Here is a 16,687-nt window from a genome sequence, read left to right on the forward strand (position 1 = left end):
ATGCTAGGGAGGATTTATGACATTGGTACTCGTCGCCGTGAGTCAGAGCTGGTCGATGCCGTTGCCCGCCGAAGCCGCCGCGCCGAGCGCGAAGCGCTGCTGCGTGCCCACGTAGAAGCTCGCGCCGAAGCGTCCCACGGGCCGGTAGTCCTGCAGCTGCACGCGCCAGCGTTCGGCGTCCACGAGCCCGTCGCGCACCGCGAGCCACTGCACGCGGCCGAAGAACACGTAGCGGCTCTCGGTTTCCATCTTCTCGTGCAGCACGCATTCGAAGGCCACGGGCGCCTCGGCGATGCGCGGCGGCGCCACCGTGTTCGATGGGACCGCATGCAATCCGGCGTGCGCGAGCTCGCTGCTGCCGCGCGGCAGCGCATCGCCGCAGGCATGCATCTGCTCGGCCATCGCCTCGTCGGTCAGGTGCACGACGAACTCGCCGGTGCGCAGGATGTTGGCGGCGGTGTCCTTGACGCGCCCGTCATGCATGCGGTTGATGCTCACGAAGACCAGCGGCGGGTCTTCGCCCACCATGTTGAACATGCTGAAGGGCGCGGCATTGACCGTGCCCTCGGGCTCGAGGGTCGTGACCAGCGCGATCGGCCGCGGCACGATCAGGCTCGCCATCAGCTTGTAGCGCGCGTAGGGATCGAGGGTCTGGAAGTCGATTTCCATGGAGGGGTGGGAAGAGATTCAAGGGATTGCATGCACTGTATGCAAAAAACCTGCCGCTTCCACGGCTGGCTGGCCTCGAGCGGGCGGTGCCCAGGTCGATTCCACGGGCCACCTGCTTAACATCCGCCCATGTCGAAGCTCCAGCTACGAATCGACCGCGCGGCACGCGAGCCGGTCAGCGAACAGATCGCCGCGGGCCTGCGCGCGGCCATCCGCGAGGGCCGGCTCGCGCCGAGGGCGCGCCTGCCGTCGTGGCGCGACCTGGCCTCGCAGCTCGGCGTGGCGCGCGGCACGGTGAGCGCGGCCTACGAGCGGTTGCTCGATGCGCAGCTGATCGTCTCGCTGGGCGCGGCCGGCACCTTCGTCGCCGAGCACCTGCCGCCGTCGTCGCGCCCGCGCGAGGCAGTGGCGGTCCCATCCGCGCCCGTCGGCACCATTCCGAGCTTCCCCGGCCGCTCGGGCATCTTCCAGATGGCGAACCCGGCGCAGGACCTGTTCCCCGCCAAGGTCTGGGCGCGGATCATGACCGGTGCGGTGCGCGCCACCTCGCATGCGCGGCAGATCAATCCCGACCCGCGCGGCGAGCTCGCGCTGCGCAGCGAGATCGCGGCCTACCTCTCGCTCGCGCGCGGGCTGCCGTGCACGGCCGCGCAGGTCTTCGTCACCACCGGCTACGCGGGCTCACTCTCGCTCGCGGTGCAGGCGCTGGGGCTGCGCGGCACCGCGGCCTGGACCGAGGACCCCGGCTATCCCACCACGCGCCGCTGCCTGCATGCGCTCGGCGTGGAACCGGTGCCGGTGCCGGTCGATGCCGAAGGCCTGGTGGTCGACGAGGGCATGGCACGCGCGCCCGATGCGGCGCTGGCCGTCGTCACCGCGGGGCAGCAGGCACCGCTCGGTGTCGCGCTGTCGGCGCGGCGGCGGCAGGCGATCCTCGCCTGGGCCGAGCGCGCGCGGGCCTGGGTGGTCGAGGACGACTACCTCGGTGAGCTGCAGCTCGGCGCCCGCGCCGCGCCCTCGCTCGTGGCCGCCGGCGAGGGCGCGCGCGTGCTGCACGTGGGCACCTTCAGCAAGACCATCAGCCCGATGCTGCGGCTCGGTTTCCTGGTCGTGCCGGCGGACCAGGTCGAGCGCTTCGCGCGCCATGCGGCGGTGCTGCCGCCGGCGCCCGCGCCGCTGGTGCAACTGGCGGTGGTGGCCTTCCTGCGCGACGGCCATTTCCTGCGCCACCTGCGCCGCACCCGGCAGGTCTATGCGCAGCGGCGCGCGGCACTGGTCGCCTGCCTCGATGCCGCATCGGCGACGTACATCGCCGCGGGCCTGACCGTGCTGCTGCGCCTCGCGCCGGGCGTGTCGGACCTGGCGCTGGCGCAATCGCTCGCGGCGCACGGCCTCACGCCGGTGCCGCTGTCGCCGTGGTACGCGCAGCCCGGGCCCGAGAACACCGGGCTGCTGCTCGGCGTGGCGGATCTGCGCGTGGAGATCGCGGCGGAAACCTGCGTGCGGTTGCTGGCGCTGGTGCGGCAGGGCTGAGCACGCCATCGCGATGGGCCGCGATGGTCCATCCGATCCACCGATTCTTGGCACTGTGCGCCGGGCCATCGGCTGCCTAAGCTGGAGGCTCCAAAGCATCCGTCTCCGAGAAAGAACGCCATGAGCGAAAGAATTTTCCTGGCCGGCGCCACCGGCGCCATCGGCTCGGCCCTGATCCCGCTGCTGCGCGAGGCCGGCTACGAAGTGCACGGCAGCACCCGCCAGCCCGAGCGCGCCGCGGCGCTCGAGGCCCGGGGCGTGAAGCCGGTGCTGGTCGACGTGTTCGATGCGCAAGCGCTGAAGGCCGCGCTGGTGCGCATCGCGCCGCTCGGCGTGATCCACCAGCTCACCGACCTGCCGCGCGGCCTCGATCCCGCGCGCATGGCCGAAGCCACGGCGCGCAACGCCCGCGTGCGCACCGAGGGCACGCGCAACCTGGTCGAGGCCGCGCGCGCCGCCGGCGCGGTGCGCATGGTGGCGCAGAGCATCGCCTGGGCCTATGCGCCGGGCCCCAGGCCATACGCGGAAGCGCAGCCGCTCGACACCGAGGCCGAAGGCGCGCGCCGCATCAGCGTGGGCGGCGTGGTGGCGCTCGAGCAGGCCGTGCTCCAGGCGCCGGGCATCGCCGGCACGGTGCTGCGCTATGGCCAGTTGTACGGCCCGGGCACCGGCGCCGACGAGCCCAAGGGCGCGAGCCCCGTGCATGTCGAAGCGGCCGCCTGGGCCGCGCTGCTGGCCTGGCGCCATTCGGCCGGTGGCGTCTTCAACATCGCCGAGGACAACCCCGAGGTCGACAGCGGCAAGGCGCGGCGCCTGCTCGGCTGGACCCCGTCGATGCGGCTGGGCGCGGAGGCACGGTCGTGAGCATCGCGGCCCGCCTATCGCCGCGCGCATCGCGGCATGCGGTCGCGCTGTCGCTCGCGGGGCTCGCCCTCGGCGCGGCCGCATGGGCACTGGTGCCGCATGCGGGCCGGCAGGCCACCGTCGCATGGCTCGACGACCTCTGCAGCAGCGTGACGCGCCCGATGTTCGCTTCGGCGCCCGCGCCCGAGGGCAGCGCGGCGCGGCCGCAGACGACCGTGCGGCCGCTGTCGTGCGAGCCGCTGCCGAACGTGCCGGGCAAGTCCATCACCACCGCCATGGTCGAGTTTCCGCCGCTGGCCTACACGCCCGCGAACCGGCACCCGGGCTCGGTGCAGGCCGTCGTGGTCAGCGGCACGGTGCGCTCGCAGATGGCGGGCGGCCCCGCGGTCGACTACCAGGCCGGCCAGGCCTGGTTCGAGCCGCCGCGCGCGCTGCACCTGTTCGCGGAGAACCCTGATCCGGTGAAGCCGGCGTCGCTGATCGCGACCTTCATCGCGGATTCGGATTGCGGGCCGTTGGTGTTGCCGCCTTGAGCGACCAGCTTCAGGAGAGAAGATTTTTCGCGGGAGTGTGCAGGACTGCGCTGTAGGTTTCAATACAAGATTTTGTATAAAATGGGTATGAAGCCCATCGAATTCCGAGGCACTTCCTTGAACGATCTACGCAGCTTTCCCGAGCTTGCTCGGAGCGAGGCCGGCTACCAGTTGCACCTCGTGCAGAACGGCCTGGCGCCGGTCGACGCCAAGGCGGTGCCCAGCATTGGCGCCGGCGTGGTGGAGTTGAGGATCCGGGAAGAGGCGGGAATCTTCCGCGTGATGTACGTAGCCCGGCTGGTCGACGCCGTCTATGTGCTTCACTGCTTCCAGAAGAAGACTCAGCAAACTGCGAAGCGCGACATCGAACTGACCAGGAAGCGTTTGAAAGACCTAGTGAAGGACCTCGCATCATGACCGGAGCCCGCCGCTTCGACAGCGTCTTCGACGCCATTGCAGGCACGCCCCAGGAGGCGGCCAGCATGCGCGCGCGTGCCGACCTGATGATGAGCCTGGCCGAAGTCATTCGGCAACAGGGCATGACGCAAACCGAGGCGGCGCAGTTGTTCGGCGTGACGCAGCCGCGCATCTCCGATCTGGTTCGGGGAAGGATCAACCTGTTCTCCCTGGACACCCTGATGGACATGGCCGCCACCGCCGGCATGGCGCCGGTGGTGAAGCTGTCCAGACCGAAGGGCCTGGCGCAAGCTCGCCGTCGCAAGGCGGCCGAGGCTGCATAGCGTGGGGAGTCGTCGGACCCGTTGCCGGGTGCGCAAAGTGGCGGCGCACCGACGTTTCAGCGCTTGCGCTCTCGCACCAGAATCACCACCCCCGAGATCAGGAAATACACCGCCCCCACCGCCGCATACCCCGCCAGCGTCTGCGGAATCGGCGCATCGGTGCCCTGCCGCGAGATGAAGAGTCCGCCGGCCAGCGCGGACTGCGCGCCGCTGAGCATCATCACCCACTGGCCGCGTTCGGCCTTGCGGCGGCGGATGGCCGTGGCCAGTTGCAGCAGGCCCGAGACGATGGCCCAGATGCCGAAGATCAGCAGCACGACCTGCCAGCCGGCCACTAGCGAGGCCGCGACCGCGAGCGCGACCAGGGTGCTCATCCAGAGGTTGAGCATCTGCGTGGGATTGGCCTGCGCGCCGCCGCTCATGCGGGCGTCCCACAGGTTGGCGAAGGCGTCCCAGGCGGGGTAGACGATCAGCAGCACCGTGGCCAGCGCGGGCGACTGCTTCGCGGCGGTGAAGGCCAGCGCGACCCAGGCGAAGGAAAAGGCGGCGCGGGTGAAATAGAGCTTGCGCAGCCAGGCGGCGCGCGGGGATGGGTTTTGCAGGATGTCGGTCATGAGAAAGAGGCGGTGGAAGCCGCGAGTGAAAGGGAGCCGCCCGTCGAGCGGTGGATGCCACGATTCTTCCGAGCCACCCCGGCGGCCGGTATCGGTCGAATGACCGACACGCGCAAAATGGGCCATGTCCCACGACACGACCATTCCTGTTTTCGACGCCGTCCGCGCGCTGGCCTTCATCGGCGACCTGAGCATGGGCCAGCCGATCGACCATTCGTTGCGCACGGCCTGGCTCGCGGGCAAGATCGCGGCGCGGGCCGGCTGCACCGCGCCGCAGATCGAGGCGGCGCGCCATGCCGCGCTGTTGCGCTGGTCGGGCTGCACGGCCAATGCGCAGGAGTTCGCCGATTTCCTCGACGACGACGTCGAAGGTCGCCGGGCCCTGCTCGCATCGTCGGCACCGCGCATGCGCCAGCCCCACGACAGTGCGCCGGTGCCCGGCGCCGTGCTCGCCATGGCCGAGATCCACTGCGAGATCGCGGGCGACATCGCCCACACGCTGGGGCTGAGCCACGACACTGAAGCCACGCTGCGCGCCGTGTTCGAGGCCTACGACGGCAGCGGGGTGCCGGGCCTGCTGCGCGGCGAGGCGGTGCCGTTCTCGACCTACGTGGTGGCGCTGGCCAGCGACCTCGAGATCTTCGGCCGCCTGTACGGCATCGAGCAGGCGCTCGCGTTGGTGCGCGGCCGTGCGGACAGTCTCTACCCGGCCGCGCTGCTCGACGCCAGCGCGGCCGATCTCGCGGCCTGGATGCAGGCGCTCGATGCACCCGCCGCGCCATGGGCAGAGGCAGCGGAACAGCCGGACTCGATGCGCCGGCCCATGGGGCTGGAACTGGTCGGCGACGTGATCGACCTCAAGCTGCCGTGGATGACCGGCTACTCGCGCCGCGTGGCCAGCCTGGCGCGCGACTGCGGCGCGCGCATGGGGCTGGACGAAGCCGGCTGTGGCCGTGCCTACAAGGCGGGGCTGATCCACGGCATCGGACGTGCCTCGGTGCCCAACGCGATCTGGAACGCGCCCGGGCCGCTGCAGGCCTCGGCGCTGGAGCGCGTGCGGCTGGTGCCTTACTGGACCTCGCGCGCCGCCGGGCAGATCGACGGCCTCGCGGCCGAGGCGGAGATCGCGTCCTTCGCCTTCGAGCGGCGCGATGGCTCGGGCCATTTCCGTGGCCGCTCGGGTGCGGCCATGCCGCTGGAAGGGCAGGTCGTCGCAGCGGCCGAACAGTGGTGGTCGCACTGCACGCGCCGTCCGTGGCGCGACGCGCTGACGCGGGAACAGGCCGCCGAGCGCATGCAGGAGGACGCCGCGGCCGGCCGCTTCGACGCGGCCGTGGTCGAGGCGCTGTGCGCCAGCACGCTGCCGGGCGCGGTGCCGCCGAAGCCCGCGGCGCCGGCGCAGGACGATGCATCGCTGTCCCAGCGCGAGCTCGAGGTGCTGCGCTGCATCAGCCGGGGCGACAACACCAAGGAGGTGGCGCGCGCGCTGGGCATCAGTCCCAGCACGGTGCGCACGCACGTGGAGCGCGTGTTCCAGAAGCTCGGGTGCACGACGCGCGCGGCGGCGACCTTGAAGGCGGCGACGCGGGGGCTGATCTAGCGTCGGTCGCGATCATCGGAAATTCCGGGCCAGCCTTACTCAGAGTTGGTGATGCCGTCGCGCATGGTCTGCGCAACACTGCCTTCGCGGGTGCCAGGGTCATCCTGGGCCGAGCCAACCTTGCGGAGGAAACGCACATGAAAAGATCGATGAGGAATGCAGGTCCGCGGTCGTCTCTCGCGATGGCCGCGTTGCTGGCCGTTGCCGGTTGCGGCGGCGGAGGAGGAGGGAGCGGAGGCTTCTTCTGGCCCGTGGGCGGATCGACGGTGGCGCCTCCGGCGCCAGCGCCGAACCCTTCCACCGGAACGACGCTGAGCGGCGTGGCGGCAACAGGCGCCCCTTTCGCGGGCGCGGAGATCACGGTCACCGATGCCGGGGGAACCACGGTCTGCACCACGCAGACCGACACCGGCGGCGCCTACACCTGCCAGCTGCCGGCGGCGACCCAGGCACCGCTGGTGATTCGCGCACTGCGCGACGACCAGGTGCTCTACGGCGCGGCGGTCCGGAGTTCCGGCATCGCGAATGTCACGCCACTCACGAACATCGTGGTCGCCCGCCTGTCTCCCGCGGGCAACCCGGCCCAACTCGCGGGCGTGCTGTCGAGCCGTCCCGAGATCCTCACGGCCGACAGCATCTCGCAGCAGGTGGCGGCACTGAAGACGGCCTTGCAGCCGGTGCTGGACAGCCTGGGCTTGGCGCTCGGCCACCCGTTGCTCGACGCGCTGGTGGCCGACGGCACCGGACAGGACAGGCTGCTCGATGTTCTGAGCGTGAGCGTCCGGCCCGACGGCGAGGCGGCCAACATCGAGATCACGGTGAAGACGGCCGATGGGACGCCTGTCTCTGTCCGGTTCCGCAGCGGCGACAGCAGCATCCCGCCGATCGGCGCAGGCGTGGAGGTCGCGGATGCGCCGCCGCCCGCGCTCGTGGCGGAGCTGCTGCGGCGATTCACCGATTGCTACGCTTTGCCGCTGACGCAGCGCGTCAGCACCGCAACCGATGACGACACGGACGCCGTCGGCGGGCCGTCGGCGGTCGCGGCGCCCGCATGCCGGCAACTCTTTCTCGACGACGATCCCTCCACCTTCTACAGCAATGGCGCGAACGTGGGTCGTTCGTCCGCGAACGCCGGGGCCTATGCCAGCCTGTTTCGCGCGAGCGCGAGGGGACTTCGCTGGGAACGGGGCAGCGTGGAATTCTTTCGCCCCAACGGAGACATGGTGCTCAGCTATCGCACGACGGACCCTCAAGGCAACACCGCCTTCGACCTGCTCGGTGCGCGCCGGGTCGGCAACACGCTCAAGCTGGTCGGCAACGGCAATGCGTACCGGGCCACGGTACAGCCCTACGCCCAGCTTCGCGAGTTCCTGAACACCCCGGCGTTCAGCAACTACGGCACCGGGTACGACGTCACGATCCCGAACCTGACCGACGGCGCCGGCAACCCCGTCTTCGCCAAGGCCGTGGTCACGACGCCGTGGGGCACGCCGCTGACCTTCCTGCCGGGCGCGGGCTATTCGACGCTGCGGTTCGCGCGGGCGAACGGCGCCATCACCGGAAGTTCCGTCTACAGGCTGCGCGGCGAGTATCGGAGCACGGAGACGCCCGGCAATCCCTCGACCAAGGAGACATCGCTCACCTATGCGCAGCCGCAGCTCGATGACGCACAAATCCGCGCGATCGCCGACCAGGGCATCTGGACCGTGGAGTTCCATCATGCCGACACGACGAAGCCGAACGTCGTGCAGACCGCGCGAACGCTTTCGCGCGCACTCACGATGGCCGAGTTGCGGCAACAGCCGCTGGCGCAGCTGTCGGGCGGACTGCGGGACTTCCTGGCAACGGGGTCGGCGGCCAGCGGCTACCTGCTCGTCGCCAACCCGATCTGGGTCAATTTCAGTTCGCCGCCCGGGGACAAGGACGGCTGGTCGGTACCCGCCGGCGCGCCCGCGCCGACCCAGCTGAGCGTTTTCGGCAATGCGCCTTTCGGCAGCACCACCCCGGGTGCGAACGGCGCGGGTTTCAACGACTCCGCCACGTTTCCGAGCAGCGCCCGCAGGGCCGTCGTGTACTGCTCGCGGCAGACCTCCGCCGACGGGCACTGCGACACCACCGACCCCACGATGTACGCGAAGAACTCGACCATCAACTCCTTCCTGCTGCAGGCGACGAACCAGAAGCAGGTGGCGTTCAGTTCGGCGATCGCGCTGTACAAGCTCCAGTAGCCACGTGGCGGCAGGGCATTGCCGGGCGGAGCGCACGCATACTCAATTCGAGTGATGCGGCTGCCCGGGGAATGCCCAACACTTCGCGCAAGAAAGAGTCCCTCCCGCCTCGCGGTCCAGGCCATGAGACTCGGCAGTTTCCGGCGCACGGATGGACGAGCCGCTCTCCCGGGCGCATCATCACCCGGCGGAGGAGAAGTCTGATGCGACAAGATGTCGACCTGATGCGCGCACTGGAGGCCGTTCGATCCATCCCCGATGCCAGGGCATCCTGGCGCGACGTCCTGGCGACCGCGAACACGCTGGTGGAGAGCGATGCGGCGGTGATGATCGTCTTCGAGGGAGACCGCGTCGTCGACATGCAGAACTTCGGCGCGGACCTCGGCGCGATGCGCGACTATGCGGAGCACTTTCACACCGAAGACGTCATGACCAAGCCCGGCGTCGTTCGTGACCCCGGGACCTGGCTCGACACGCAGCAACTGATTCCCGAGCCGCTCCGGCAGCGCAACGCCTACTACGTCGACTTCATGTCGAGGCACCGGATGCGGCAGCTGTATTCCTACATGGTCGAGAACGGACCGGGACGGCGCGTGAGCCTGGGTTTCCAGCGGGCGGTCGCATCCGACGCGCTGGGCGAAAGACTTCGAGGAGCGAGGATATGCGGATATTCCAGGGCCTTGCAGGACGCGATGGCGTTGCGCAGGGCGCGCGCCTCCTCCTGGCTGAGCGTCAGCGACGTGGCCTTCGACGCGCTGGACGAGGCCAGCTGCCTCGTGCACCGCAATGGCCTGCTGGTGCATGCGTCGCCCAGGGCACGAGCGTTGCTCGACGAGCGCAGGGGCCTGCTGCAGCGCAAAGGGCATCTTGCCGCCGCGGATGCGCGCCTGCAGGCACGGTTGGAGGGTGGCCTGGCCGCGGCATGCGCCGACGGTGTCGTCCGCACCATGGCTTTTCCCATCGCGCCGGGCGCGGGGCTGCTCTGCATCGATGTGACGAAGGCCAATCCGATCCTGCGCCTGGCCGCCGAGCCGCTGCTTTTCGTCCGGATGCGCCAAGAAGGGGTGCCGATGCTCGCGAGCCCCGAGGCGCTCGCCGGTGCGCTGGGAGTGACCGGTGCCGAGGCCGCCGTGCTTCACGCACTGGCCAGCGGCATGAAGGCCGCCGACTACGCGACGCACCGGGGTCTTTCGATCCACACGGTGCGCAAACAGATCGCCATGATGATGGGAAAGCTCGACTGCAAGCGGCAGGTGGAGCTCGTCCGCATCGCGATGAACGTCCGTGACGGCTGTTAGCGGGGTTCACGCGATGGGTGGCAACCCGCGCTGTTCTCGCGGAGTAATTGAACCTGCGACCGAGGGCATGTCCTTCTCCCCGGCGCAGGCGATCGCGGCGATTCCTAGGCGACCGCCGCAACCCCCGGCCGCACCGGAATGCGCGCCACGAAGCTCGTGCCGTGCTCCGCCGTCGAGGTCACCTGCAGCGTGCCGCCGTGCGACTTCACGATCAGCGAGCAGATGTGCAGCCCCAGGCCCAGTCCGCCATGGCCGCGGCTCTCGGCGGGCCGCCAGTAGGGCTGGAAGATCTTCTGCAGGTTGCCGGGCGGAATGGGCTCGCCCTGGTTCTTCACGCTCAGCACGAACCAGCCGTCGCGCGTCCAGGCCGCCACGTCGATGGGGCTGTCGAGCGCGCCGTGCGAGACCGCATTGCCAAGCAGGTTCGACAGCACCTGCTGCAGGCGGCCGCGGCTGCCGTGCACGATGTCCGTCACCTCGATGTCGGCGACGATGACGCGAGCGGGATGCGCGGCGCGCATCTCGGCCACCACGTCGTCGAGCGCGAGGCCCAGGTCGGGAATCTGCTCGCGCGCGACATCGAGGCCGTTGCCCATGCGCCCGCGCGCGAAGTCCATCACGTCTTCGATCAGCGAGGCCATCCGCTTCGTGGTGGCGCGGATGCGCAGCCCGGCGCGCGTGGTGTCGGGGTCGGCCGCGCGCCGGGCCAGCAGCTCGCCGATGGCGCTGAGCGAGGCCAGCGGATTGCGCAGGTCGTGGCCGAGCACGGCGATGAACTGGTCGCGCAGTTCGGCGGTGGCCTCGGCATCGAACAGGGCGACCTCGGTCGCGCTCTGCCGGTCCTCGAGCTCCAGCGTGTGGCCGATCAGGTCCGCGAAGCCCTGGAACATCGCGATGGTGCGGGCGTTGTCGACGCCGTGCGGCGTCGGGTCGATCGCGCAGAGGTTGCCGAAGTAGCTGCCGTCGCCCTTGACGATCGGCACCGAGATGTAGCTCTCGATGCTGTAGAGCCGCGGCGTGTGGTGGCTGCGGAAGACCGGGTGCGTGCTGGCGTGGTCGAAGGCGATGGGCTGGCGCGCGGCGCGCGATTCCACGCACAGGGTCGTGTGCAGCTCGAGCTGGCCGCCGGGCTTGAGGCCGAAGTTGATCCGGTCGAGCACGGCGCAGGCGGTCCAGCTGTCGCCGTCGACGCGCGCGACGGCGGCGAAGCCCATGCCCGTCTGCTCGCAGATCAGCCGCAGCATCGAGGGCACCGCGCTGATCCGGCCGATGGCCTCGACGTCGCGCCGGATGTGCTCGGCCAGTTCCTGGGATTCCATGGGGGTGTCCTGACTCGGGGTGATCGGACGCATCCGGTCTGTCGTTCGGTGATCGACGGGGCCTGTATGTCAGGCAAAAGGCCCAGTCCGTTGCTATTGTCGAGCAAGAAACGGGATGCGCCTATGCCAAAAGACATGGCGGCTGCGCGTCCCGACCCCTCGACCGGCCACGAGCGTCGGGTCTGGTGACACCCGGGACCCTGCGTAAACTGAAAACCCCCGATCCACCGAGCCCGACCGCCATGAAACTGAGTCAACTCCGCTCGTTCCTCAGCGTCGCCGAGCATGGGAGCATCCGGGCCGCGGCGCGCGCGCTCGGCATGTCGCAGCCGGCCGTGACCCAGGCGATGCGCGAGCTCGAGCTGTCGGTCGACGCGCCGCTGCTGCAGCGCGGCACGGCCGGTGTCGAGCTCACGGTGTATGGGCGCTCGCTGGTGCGCCGGGCCAGCGTGATCCAGCGCGAGATGGAGCGCGCGGTGGCGGAGATCGAGGAGATCCGCGACGGCAGCTCGGGCCTGATCTCGATCGCGATCTCCACGGCCGTCGCCTTCGAGATACTGCCCCAGGCCTTCGCGGCGTTCCGCGCGCGCTTCCCGCATGTGGAGGTCCGCTTCAACGAGGCCTCGATCCCGCACACGCTGCCGCGCATCCTCGACGGAACGGTGGACTTCATGGTCGCGCACATGCTGCCGGGCTCGCTGGCCGACTGGGAGGTCAAGCGCCTGTACCGCACCGCCATGGTGGCGGTGGCGCGCGAGGGCCATCCGATCCTGGACGCGGCGAACACGGACGGCTTCGCCGACTGGGAATGGCTGCTGCCCTACGACGACGAGAGCGCGCCCGCGTTGGTACGCCAGCTGTTCGCCCCGAAGCGCATCGCGCCGCCGACGCGGGTGGTGCGCTGCACCTCGACGGCGATCGGCCTGAAGCTCGTGGGCGAGAGCGACCTGATCGGCGTGTTCGTGGACACGATGACGCGCGAGGAGTTTCCGCACTACGGCCTGGTGAAGCTGCCGCTGTGCGATCCCCTCGCGGCGCTCGACGTCAGCGTGATCTCGCGGCCCGGCTCCGTGCTGAGCCCGGCGGCGCAGAACTTCCTCGATGGCCTGCGCCATGAAGCCGCGATGAAAGGCAATGCCTATCACCGCTGAAGAGTGCTTGTCTTCCGGCCGCGGATCGCCGCTCCTAGCATCCGCCATCGCAACAAAAGGCATGGCCAGGAGACAGCAATGGGTACCCAGACAAGCGGCGTCGCGCCGCCGCTATCGAAGCGCAAGGCGGTGACGGCGATCACGGTCGGCAACGCGCTGGAGTTCTACGACTTCACCGTCTACGGCTTCATGACGAGCATCATCGGGCGGATCTTCTTCCCCTCCCTGAGTCCGTATGCGCAGCTGCTGCTGGCGGTGGCCAGCTTCGGCGTCGGCTTCCTCGCGCGGCCGCTGGGCGGCGTGGTGATCGGCGCCTATGCCGACCGCCATGGCCGCAAGAAGGCGATGGGGCTGACCATCGGCCTCATGGCGCTGGGCTGCGCCATGATCGCGGCGGCACCCACGCCCGCGCAGATCGGGCTGGCGGCGCCCGCGATCATCGTGCTGGCACGGCTGATCCAGGGCTTCTCGGCGGGCGGCGAGGTCGGGGCATCGACGGCCATGCTGGTCGAGTACGCGGGCCGCAACGAGCGCGCCTTCATGGCCAGCTGGCAGGTCGCGAGCCAGGGCCTGGGCGTGATGTTCGGCGCGCTCGTCTCGAGCACCGTGATCTCGGTGCTGGCCCCGGCCGATCTCGAGAGCTGGGGCTGGCGGCTGCCCTTCGTGCTCGGCATCCTGATCGCGCCGGTGGGCATGTACATCCGCACGCGCCTGCACGAGACCCATGTCGACGCGCCGAAACCATCGGCCTCCGAAGAATCGGGCGGCAAGATCGGCCTGCTGCTGCGCCACCACTGGAAGCAACTGATCCAGGCCAGCCTGCTGTTCCTCGCGTGCACGGTCGGCATCTACGTGGTCGCGTTCTACATGCCGACCTATGCGGCCCGGGAGCTCGGGCTGCCGGTGCAGGTCGGCATCTGGGCCGGCGTGGTGTTCGGCATCGTGAACCTGCTCGTCGCGCCGCTGTCGGGCCTGCTGGCCGACTGGCTGCGGCGCAAGCCCGTGATCTTCTGGTCGCGCGTGGTGTTGCTGCTGCTGGTGTTCCCGTGCTTCCACTGGCTGCTCGCCGCGCCATCGCCGGGGCGCCTGTACGTGGTCGTCGGGCTGCTCAGCGTGTGCCTGACTTCGCAGTTTCCGGCGCTGCTGGTGATGCTCACCGAGATCTTCCCGAAGCATGTGCGCGCCAGCGGGCTCTCGACCGTCTACAGCGTGGTGGTCGCGGTCTTCAGCGGCTTCTCGCCCTTCGTGCTGACCTGGCTGGTGCACGAGACCGGCGACAAGCTGGCGCCGGCCTGGTACCTGGTGGCCGTGACCGTGGTCTCGACCCTCGTCATGCCCTGGCTCGTCGACCGCACCGGCGAGGTCCTCGATGCGCAGAGCCCGAAGGAAGCGCCGCCGCGCGTGCGCCCCGCGATGCCGGTGGGGAGCTTCAAGTGAAACCCACGAACCATTTCGCGGCCAGCTATGCCGCGGCACGCGAGCGCTTTCTCGCGAGCGCGGGCGCGGCGGGGCTCGCCGTGGCTTCGCATGCGATCGAAGGCGTGCGCGGCGCGCAGGGCGAGGAACTCGCGATGGATATCGTGCGATTCGGCGATCCGCGCGCCGACAAGCTGCTGGTGCTGACCTCCGCGATCCACGGCGTCGAGGGCTTCTGCGGTTCGGGTTGCCAGTCGGCGATGCTCGTGGACGAGCCGCTGCTGGCCGTGGCCGAGCGCATGGGCGTCGGCCTGCTGTTCGTGCACGCGGTGAATCCCTTCGGCTTCTCGCACCTGCGCCGCGTCAATGAAGACAACGTAGACGTGAACCGGAACTTCGTGCGCTTCGACGAGGCGCGCTCGCCGAACCATGGCTACGCCGAGCTGGAGCCCCTGCTGCTTCCGCCTGCATGGCCTCCGGGCCCCGAGGCGGCCGCGCGGCTCGATGCCTGGATCGACGCGCGCGGCGTCGAGGCCTATGGGCAGTCCGTGTTCCAGGGGCAGTACGACTCGCCCACGGGAATGTTCTACGGCGGCAGCCGCGCGACCTGGAGCAACAGGACGATCCGGCAGGTTCTTCGGCAGGAGGGCGCCGCGACGAAGCAGGTGGGCTGGATCGACCTGCACACCGGGCTCGGCCCGCGGGGCCACTGCGAGAAGGTGTTCATCGGCAGGCCCGGCGAGATCGACCGGGCCCGGACCTGGTGGGGCGCGGATGTCATCTCGACCGAGCGCGACGATTCGGTGATGTACGAGATCAGCGGCCCGATGGTGACGATCCTCGCGCAGGAATGCCCCCACGCACTGGGCACCACGATCGCGCTCGAGTTCGGCACCGTGCCGTTGCTGCGGATGATCGATGCGCTGCGCGCGGACCACTTCTGCTGGCGGGCCGAGCCGCCCGTCGCGCCGCGGCTCAAGGCCGAGGCCGGGCAGGAACTGAAGGCCTGCTTCTACGTCGACGATGCCGATTGGCAGGGCATGGTCTTCGGCCAGGCGCGCACGGCGGTCGTGCAGGCCTTGTGCGGGCTCGGCGCTTCGGCGTGACTGGGTGCGCGCGCGGCGGATGGTCAGGCGGCGCGCCCGCTTTTCCTTCGCCCGCCGGCCTTCGCGCCATGGCTCGCCAACCCGGCGAAGTCGACGATCCTGATCCGGGGACCCTCGAGCTGCACCAATCCGTCGGACCTCAGCGCGCGCAGCGCCATGTTGGTCCGCTGGCGCGACAGTCCGCACAGGTTGGCGAGCTGATGCTGCGGCAGGGCCAGCGCATCGCCGTCGTCGCCCTGGGCCAGCAGCGAGAGGCAGCGCGCGACGCGCATGTCGGGCGCCAGCATGCGCGAGGCTTCGAGCAAGGCCGTGACCGTGCCCATGCGCTGGTTGAGGTTGTTGAGCAGGAAGTTGTTGAACGGCACGCTCTGCGCGAGCAGCAGCTCGAAGGTGGGTGCGGGCAGCAGGCAGACGCGGCTCGCGCGCACCGCGATCACGTCGTAGCGCCGCTGCTCGCGCTTGAGCATCGAGCCTTCGCCGCCCCACTCGCCCTCGCGCAGAAAATGCAGCGTGGTCTCGCTGCCATCGGCGGCGGTCACGGACATCTGCAGGAAGCCGCTGTCCACGCCGATCCAGTGTGCCGCGGTCTCTCCCACCCTGGCCACGCATTCGCCGATCGCGGCATCTTTTTCGACCAGGGTGGCGCGCACCAGCGCCTGCTGCGCCGGCTCCAGCGTGGCGAACCAGGCGCTGCGGTCTAGCAGGGAGGTGGGCGGTGGGGCGGGCTTCATGGATGTCGTTGCAACGACAGCGCGATGCGCGTGTCTTCACGATAGTAAGCACTTCAACAGGAGACGCCAATGACCGTGAGAACCGAGAAGGATGGTGCGGTGTGGACCGTGATCCACAGCCGCTTCGACGAAGCGCGCAACGCGATGGACCCCGACAGCGCCGACGCGCTGGTCGAGCAGCTGCAGGCCTTCGACCGCGATCCGCAGGCGCGCGTCGCGGTGCTGTGGGGCGAGGGCGGCGCCTTCTGCGCCGGCTGGGACCTCAAGTACGCGAGCACGCTGGCGGACCGCGAGCGCTTCGACCAGGACATCGTGCGCGGCCTGGCGTTTCCGATGGGCGCCAACGCGGCGCCGCGGGGGCCGCTGGGGCCGACGCGGCTGGAGCTGTCGAAGCCCGTGATCGCGGCGGTGGAAGGCCCCGCGGTGGCGGGCGGCATGGAGCTCGCGCTGTGGTGCGACATCCGCGTGATGGCCGAGAGCGCCTACTTCGGCGTCTACTGCCGCCGCTGGGGCATCCCCTTGCTCGATGGCGGCGCGGTGCGTCTGCCGCGGCTGGTGGGACAGGGCCGCGCGATGGAGATCATCCTCACCGGCCGCAAGGTGCCGGCCGAGGAGGCGCTGCGCATCGGCATGTGCGAGCAACTGGTGCCGCATGGCGAGGCGCGGCAGGCGGCCGAGGCGATGGCCAGGGAGATCGCGCGCTTTCCGCAGGCCGCCGTGCGGGCCGATCGCCGCACGGTGCACGAAAGCCATGGCCTGCCGCTGCGCGATGCGATGCGCGTGGAGTGGGCCAACGGCGTGGAGGCGCATCACCAGGAAGGCGCCGATGGCGCGGGCCGCTTCGCATCGGGACTGGGGCGCGGCGGCGACTTCGGCCGCATCTGA

The 16,687-nt window shown here is 70.0% G+C and carries 16 protein-coding genes; 12 read left to right on the plus strand and 4 right to left on the minus strand.

All coding sequences use genetic code 11. From position 1 onward, the window contains the following. Nucleotides 1-42 precede the first annotated feature (42 nt). Nucleotides 43-669, minus strand: coding sequence for a flavin reductase family protein (locus AC1HIL_RS38855; RefSeq protein ID WP_261206111.1), 627 nt, complete (start codon nucleotides 667-669; stop codon nucleotides 43-45). Nucleotides 670-798: 129 nt separating this feature from the next. Between AC1HIL_RS38855 and pdxR the strand changes: the two genes are divergently transcribed. The 5 genes from pdxR to AC1HIL_RS38880 all read left to right on the plus strand — a co-directional run bounded on the left by pdxR (nucleotide 799) and on the right by AC1HIL_RS38880 (nucleotide 4,339). Further along, nucleotides 799-2,202, plus strand: a complete 1,404-nt coding sequence (gene pdxR, locus AC1HIL_RS38860; protein ID WP_479669543.1) for a MocR-like pyridoxine biosynthesis transcription factor PdxR — start codon at nucleotides 799-801, stop codon at nucleotides 2,200-2,202. 120 nt (nucleotides 2,203-2,322) lie between these two features. After that, a complete protein-coding gene (locus AC1HIL_RS38865; RefSeq protein ID WP_479669542.1) occupies nucleotides 2,323-3,066 on the plus strand; it encodes an NAD-dependent epimerase/dehydratase family protein in 744 nt (247 codons plus the stop codon). Beyond that, a complete protein-coding gene (locus AC1HIL_RS38870) occupies nucleotides 3,063-3,599 on the plus strand; it encodes a cupin domain-containing protein (protein WP_479669541.1) in 537 nt (178 codons plus the stop codon). Before AC1HIL_RS38865 ends, AC1HIL_RS38870 begins: the two co-directional genes overlap by 4 nt. 87 nt (nucleotides 3,600-3,686) lie before the next feature. Then, nucleotides 3,687-4,016: a type II toxin-antitoxin system RelE/ParE family toxin gene (locus tag AC1HIL_RS38875; protein ID WP_409976475.1), complete on the plus strand. Its 330-nt coding sequence runs from the start codon at nucleotides 3,687-3,689 to the stop codon at nucleotides 4,014-4,016. Continuing rightward, on the plus strand, nucleotides 4,013-4,339 hold the full coding sequence (locus AC1HIL_RS38880) for a helix-turn-helix domain-containing protein (protein ID WP_057589932.1): 327 nt from the start codon (nucleotides 4,013-4,015) through the stop codon (nucleotides 4,337-4,339). The genes AC1HIL_RS38875 and AC1HIL_RS38880 overlap by 4 nt, the downstream gene beginning before the upstream one ends. A 56-nt stretch (nucleotides 4,340-4,395) precedes the next feature. Here AC1HIL_RS38880 and AC1HIL_RS38885 read toward each other — a convergent pair whose 3' ends face one another. Next, nucleotides 4,396-4,953, minus strand: a complete 558-nt coding sequence (locus AC1HIL_RS38885) for a DUF308 domain-containing protein (RefSeq protein ID WP_082321485.1) — start codon at nucleotides 4,951-4,953, stop codon at nucleotides 4,396-4,398. A gap of 124 nt (nucleotides 4,954-5,077) precedes the next feature. Here AC1HIL_RS38885 and AC1HIL_RS38890 point away from each other — a divergent pair, with 124 nt between their 5' ends. The 3 genes from AC1HIL_RS38890 to AC1HIL_RS38900 all read left to right on the plus strand — a co-directional run bounded on the left by AC1HIL_RS38890 (nucleotide 5,078) and on the right by AC1HIL_RS38900 (nucleotide 10,079). Then, entirely contained in the window at nucleotides 5,078-6,553 is a 1,476-nt protein-coding gene (locus tag AC1HIL_RS38890) for an HD domain-containing phosphohydrolase (RefSeq protein ID WP_479669540.1), read from the plus strand. After that, nucleotides 6,499-8,781 carry a carboxypeptidase regulatory-like domain-containing protein gene (locus AC1HIL_RS38895; RefSeq protein ID WP_479669539.1) on the plus strand — a complete coding sequence of 761 codons (2,283 nt, stop codon included), beginning with the start codon at nucleotides 6,499-6,501 and terminating at the stop codon, nucleotides 8,779-8,781. Before AC1HIL_RS38890 ends, AC1HIL_RS38895 begins: the two co-directional genes overlap by 55 nt. Before the next feature lie 203 nt (nucleotides 8,782-8,984). Continuing rightward, the gene (locus AC1HIL_RS38900; protein ID WP_261206103.1) at nucleotides 8,985-10,079 is read left to right on the plus strand and encodes a helix-turn-helix transcriptional regulator; all 1,095 of its coding nucleotides are present in this window, start codon (nucleotides 8,985-8,987) and stop codon (nucleotides 10,077-10,079) included. A gap of 104 nt (nucleotides 10,080-10,183) precedes the next feature. On the opposite strand, the gene AC1HIL_RS38905 is transcribed toward AC1HIL_RS38900, so the two are convergent. Then, nucleotides 10,184-11,398: a GAF domain-containing sensor histidine kinase gene (locus tag AC1HIL_RS38905; protein WP_479669538.1), complete on the minus strand. Its 1,215-nt coding sequence runs from the start codon at nucleotides 11,396-11,398 to the stop codon at nucleotides 10,184-10,186. 242 nt (nucleotides 11,399-11,640) lie between these two features. On the opposite strand from AC1HIL_RS38905, the gene AC1HIL_RS38910 reads away from it, so the two are divergent. From AC1HIL_RS38910 to AC1HIL_RS38920, 3 genes are all read left to right on the plus strand, one after another. Beyond that, nucleotides 11,641-12,549 carry a LysR family transcriptional regulator gene (locus AC1HIL_RS38910; RefSeq protein ID WP_057589922.1) on the plus strand — a complete coding sequence of 303 codons (909 nt, stop codon included), beginning with the start codon at nucleotides 11,641-11,643 and terminating at the stop codon, nucleotides 12,547-12,549. Nucleotides 12,550-12,627: 78 nt separating this feature from the next. Continuing rightward, complete coding sequence (locus AC1HIL_RS38915; RefSeq protein WP_479669537.1) at nucleotides 12,628-13,986, plus strand: MFS transporter; 1,359 nt, start codon at nucleotides 12,628-12,630, stop codon at nucleotides 13,984-13,986. Further along, nucleotides 13,983-15,071 carry a DUF2817 domain-containing protein gene (locus tag AC1HIL_RS38920; RefSeq protein WP_479669536.1) on the plus strand — a complete coding sequence of 363 codons (1,089 nt, stop codon included), beginning with the start codon at nucleotides 13,983-13,985 and terminating at the stop codon, nucleotides 15,069-15,071. Before AC1HIL_RS38915 ends, AC1HIL_RS38920 begins: the two co-directional genes overlap by 4 nt. A gap of 23 nt (nucleotides 15,072-15,094) precedes the next feature. Here the strand turns inward: AC1HIL_RS38920 and AC1HIL_RS38925 are convergent, their stop codons facing one another. Next, nucleotides 15,095-15,802, minus strand: coding sequence for a Crp/Fnr family transcriptional regulator (locus tag AC1HIL_RS38925; protein WP_261206096.1), 708 nt, complete (start codon nucleotides 15,800-15,802; stop codon nucleotides 15,095-15,097). A 69-nt stretch (nucleotides 15,803-15,871) separates the two neighbouring features. On the opposite strand from AC1HIL_RS38925, the gene AC1HIL_RS38930 reads away from it, so the two are divergent. Beyond that, entirely contained in the window at nucleotides 15,872-16,687 is an 816-nt protein-coding gene (locus tag AC1HIL_RS38930; RefSeq protein WP_209540007.1) for a crotonase/enoyl-CoA hydratase family protein, read from the plus strand.

Source organism: Variovorax sp. ISS6, from assembly GCF_056523145.1.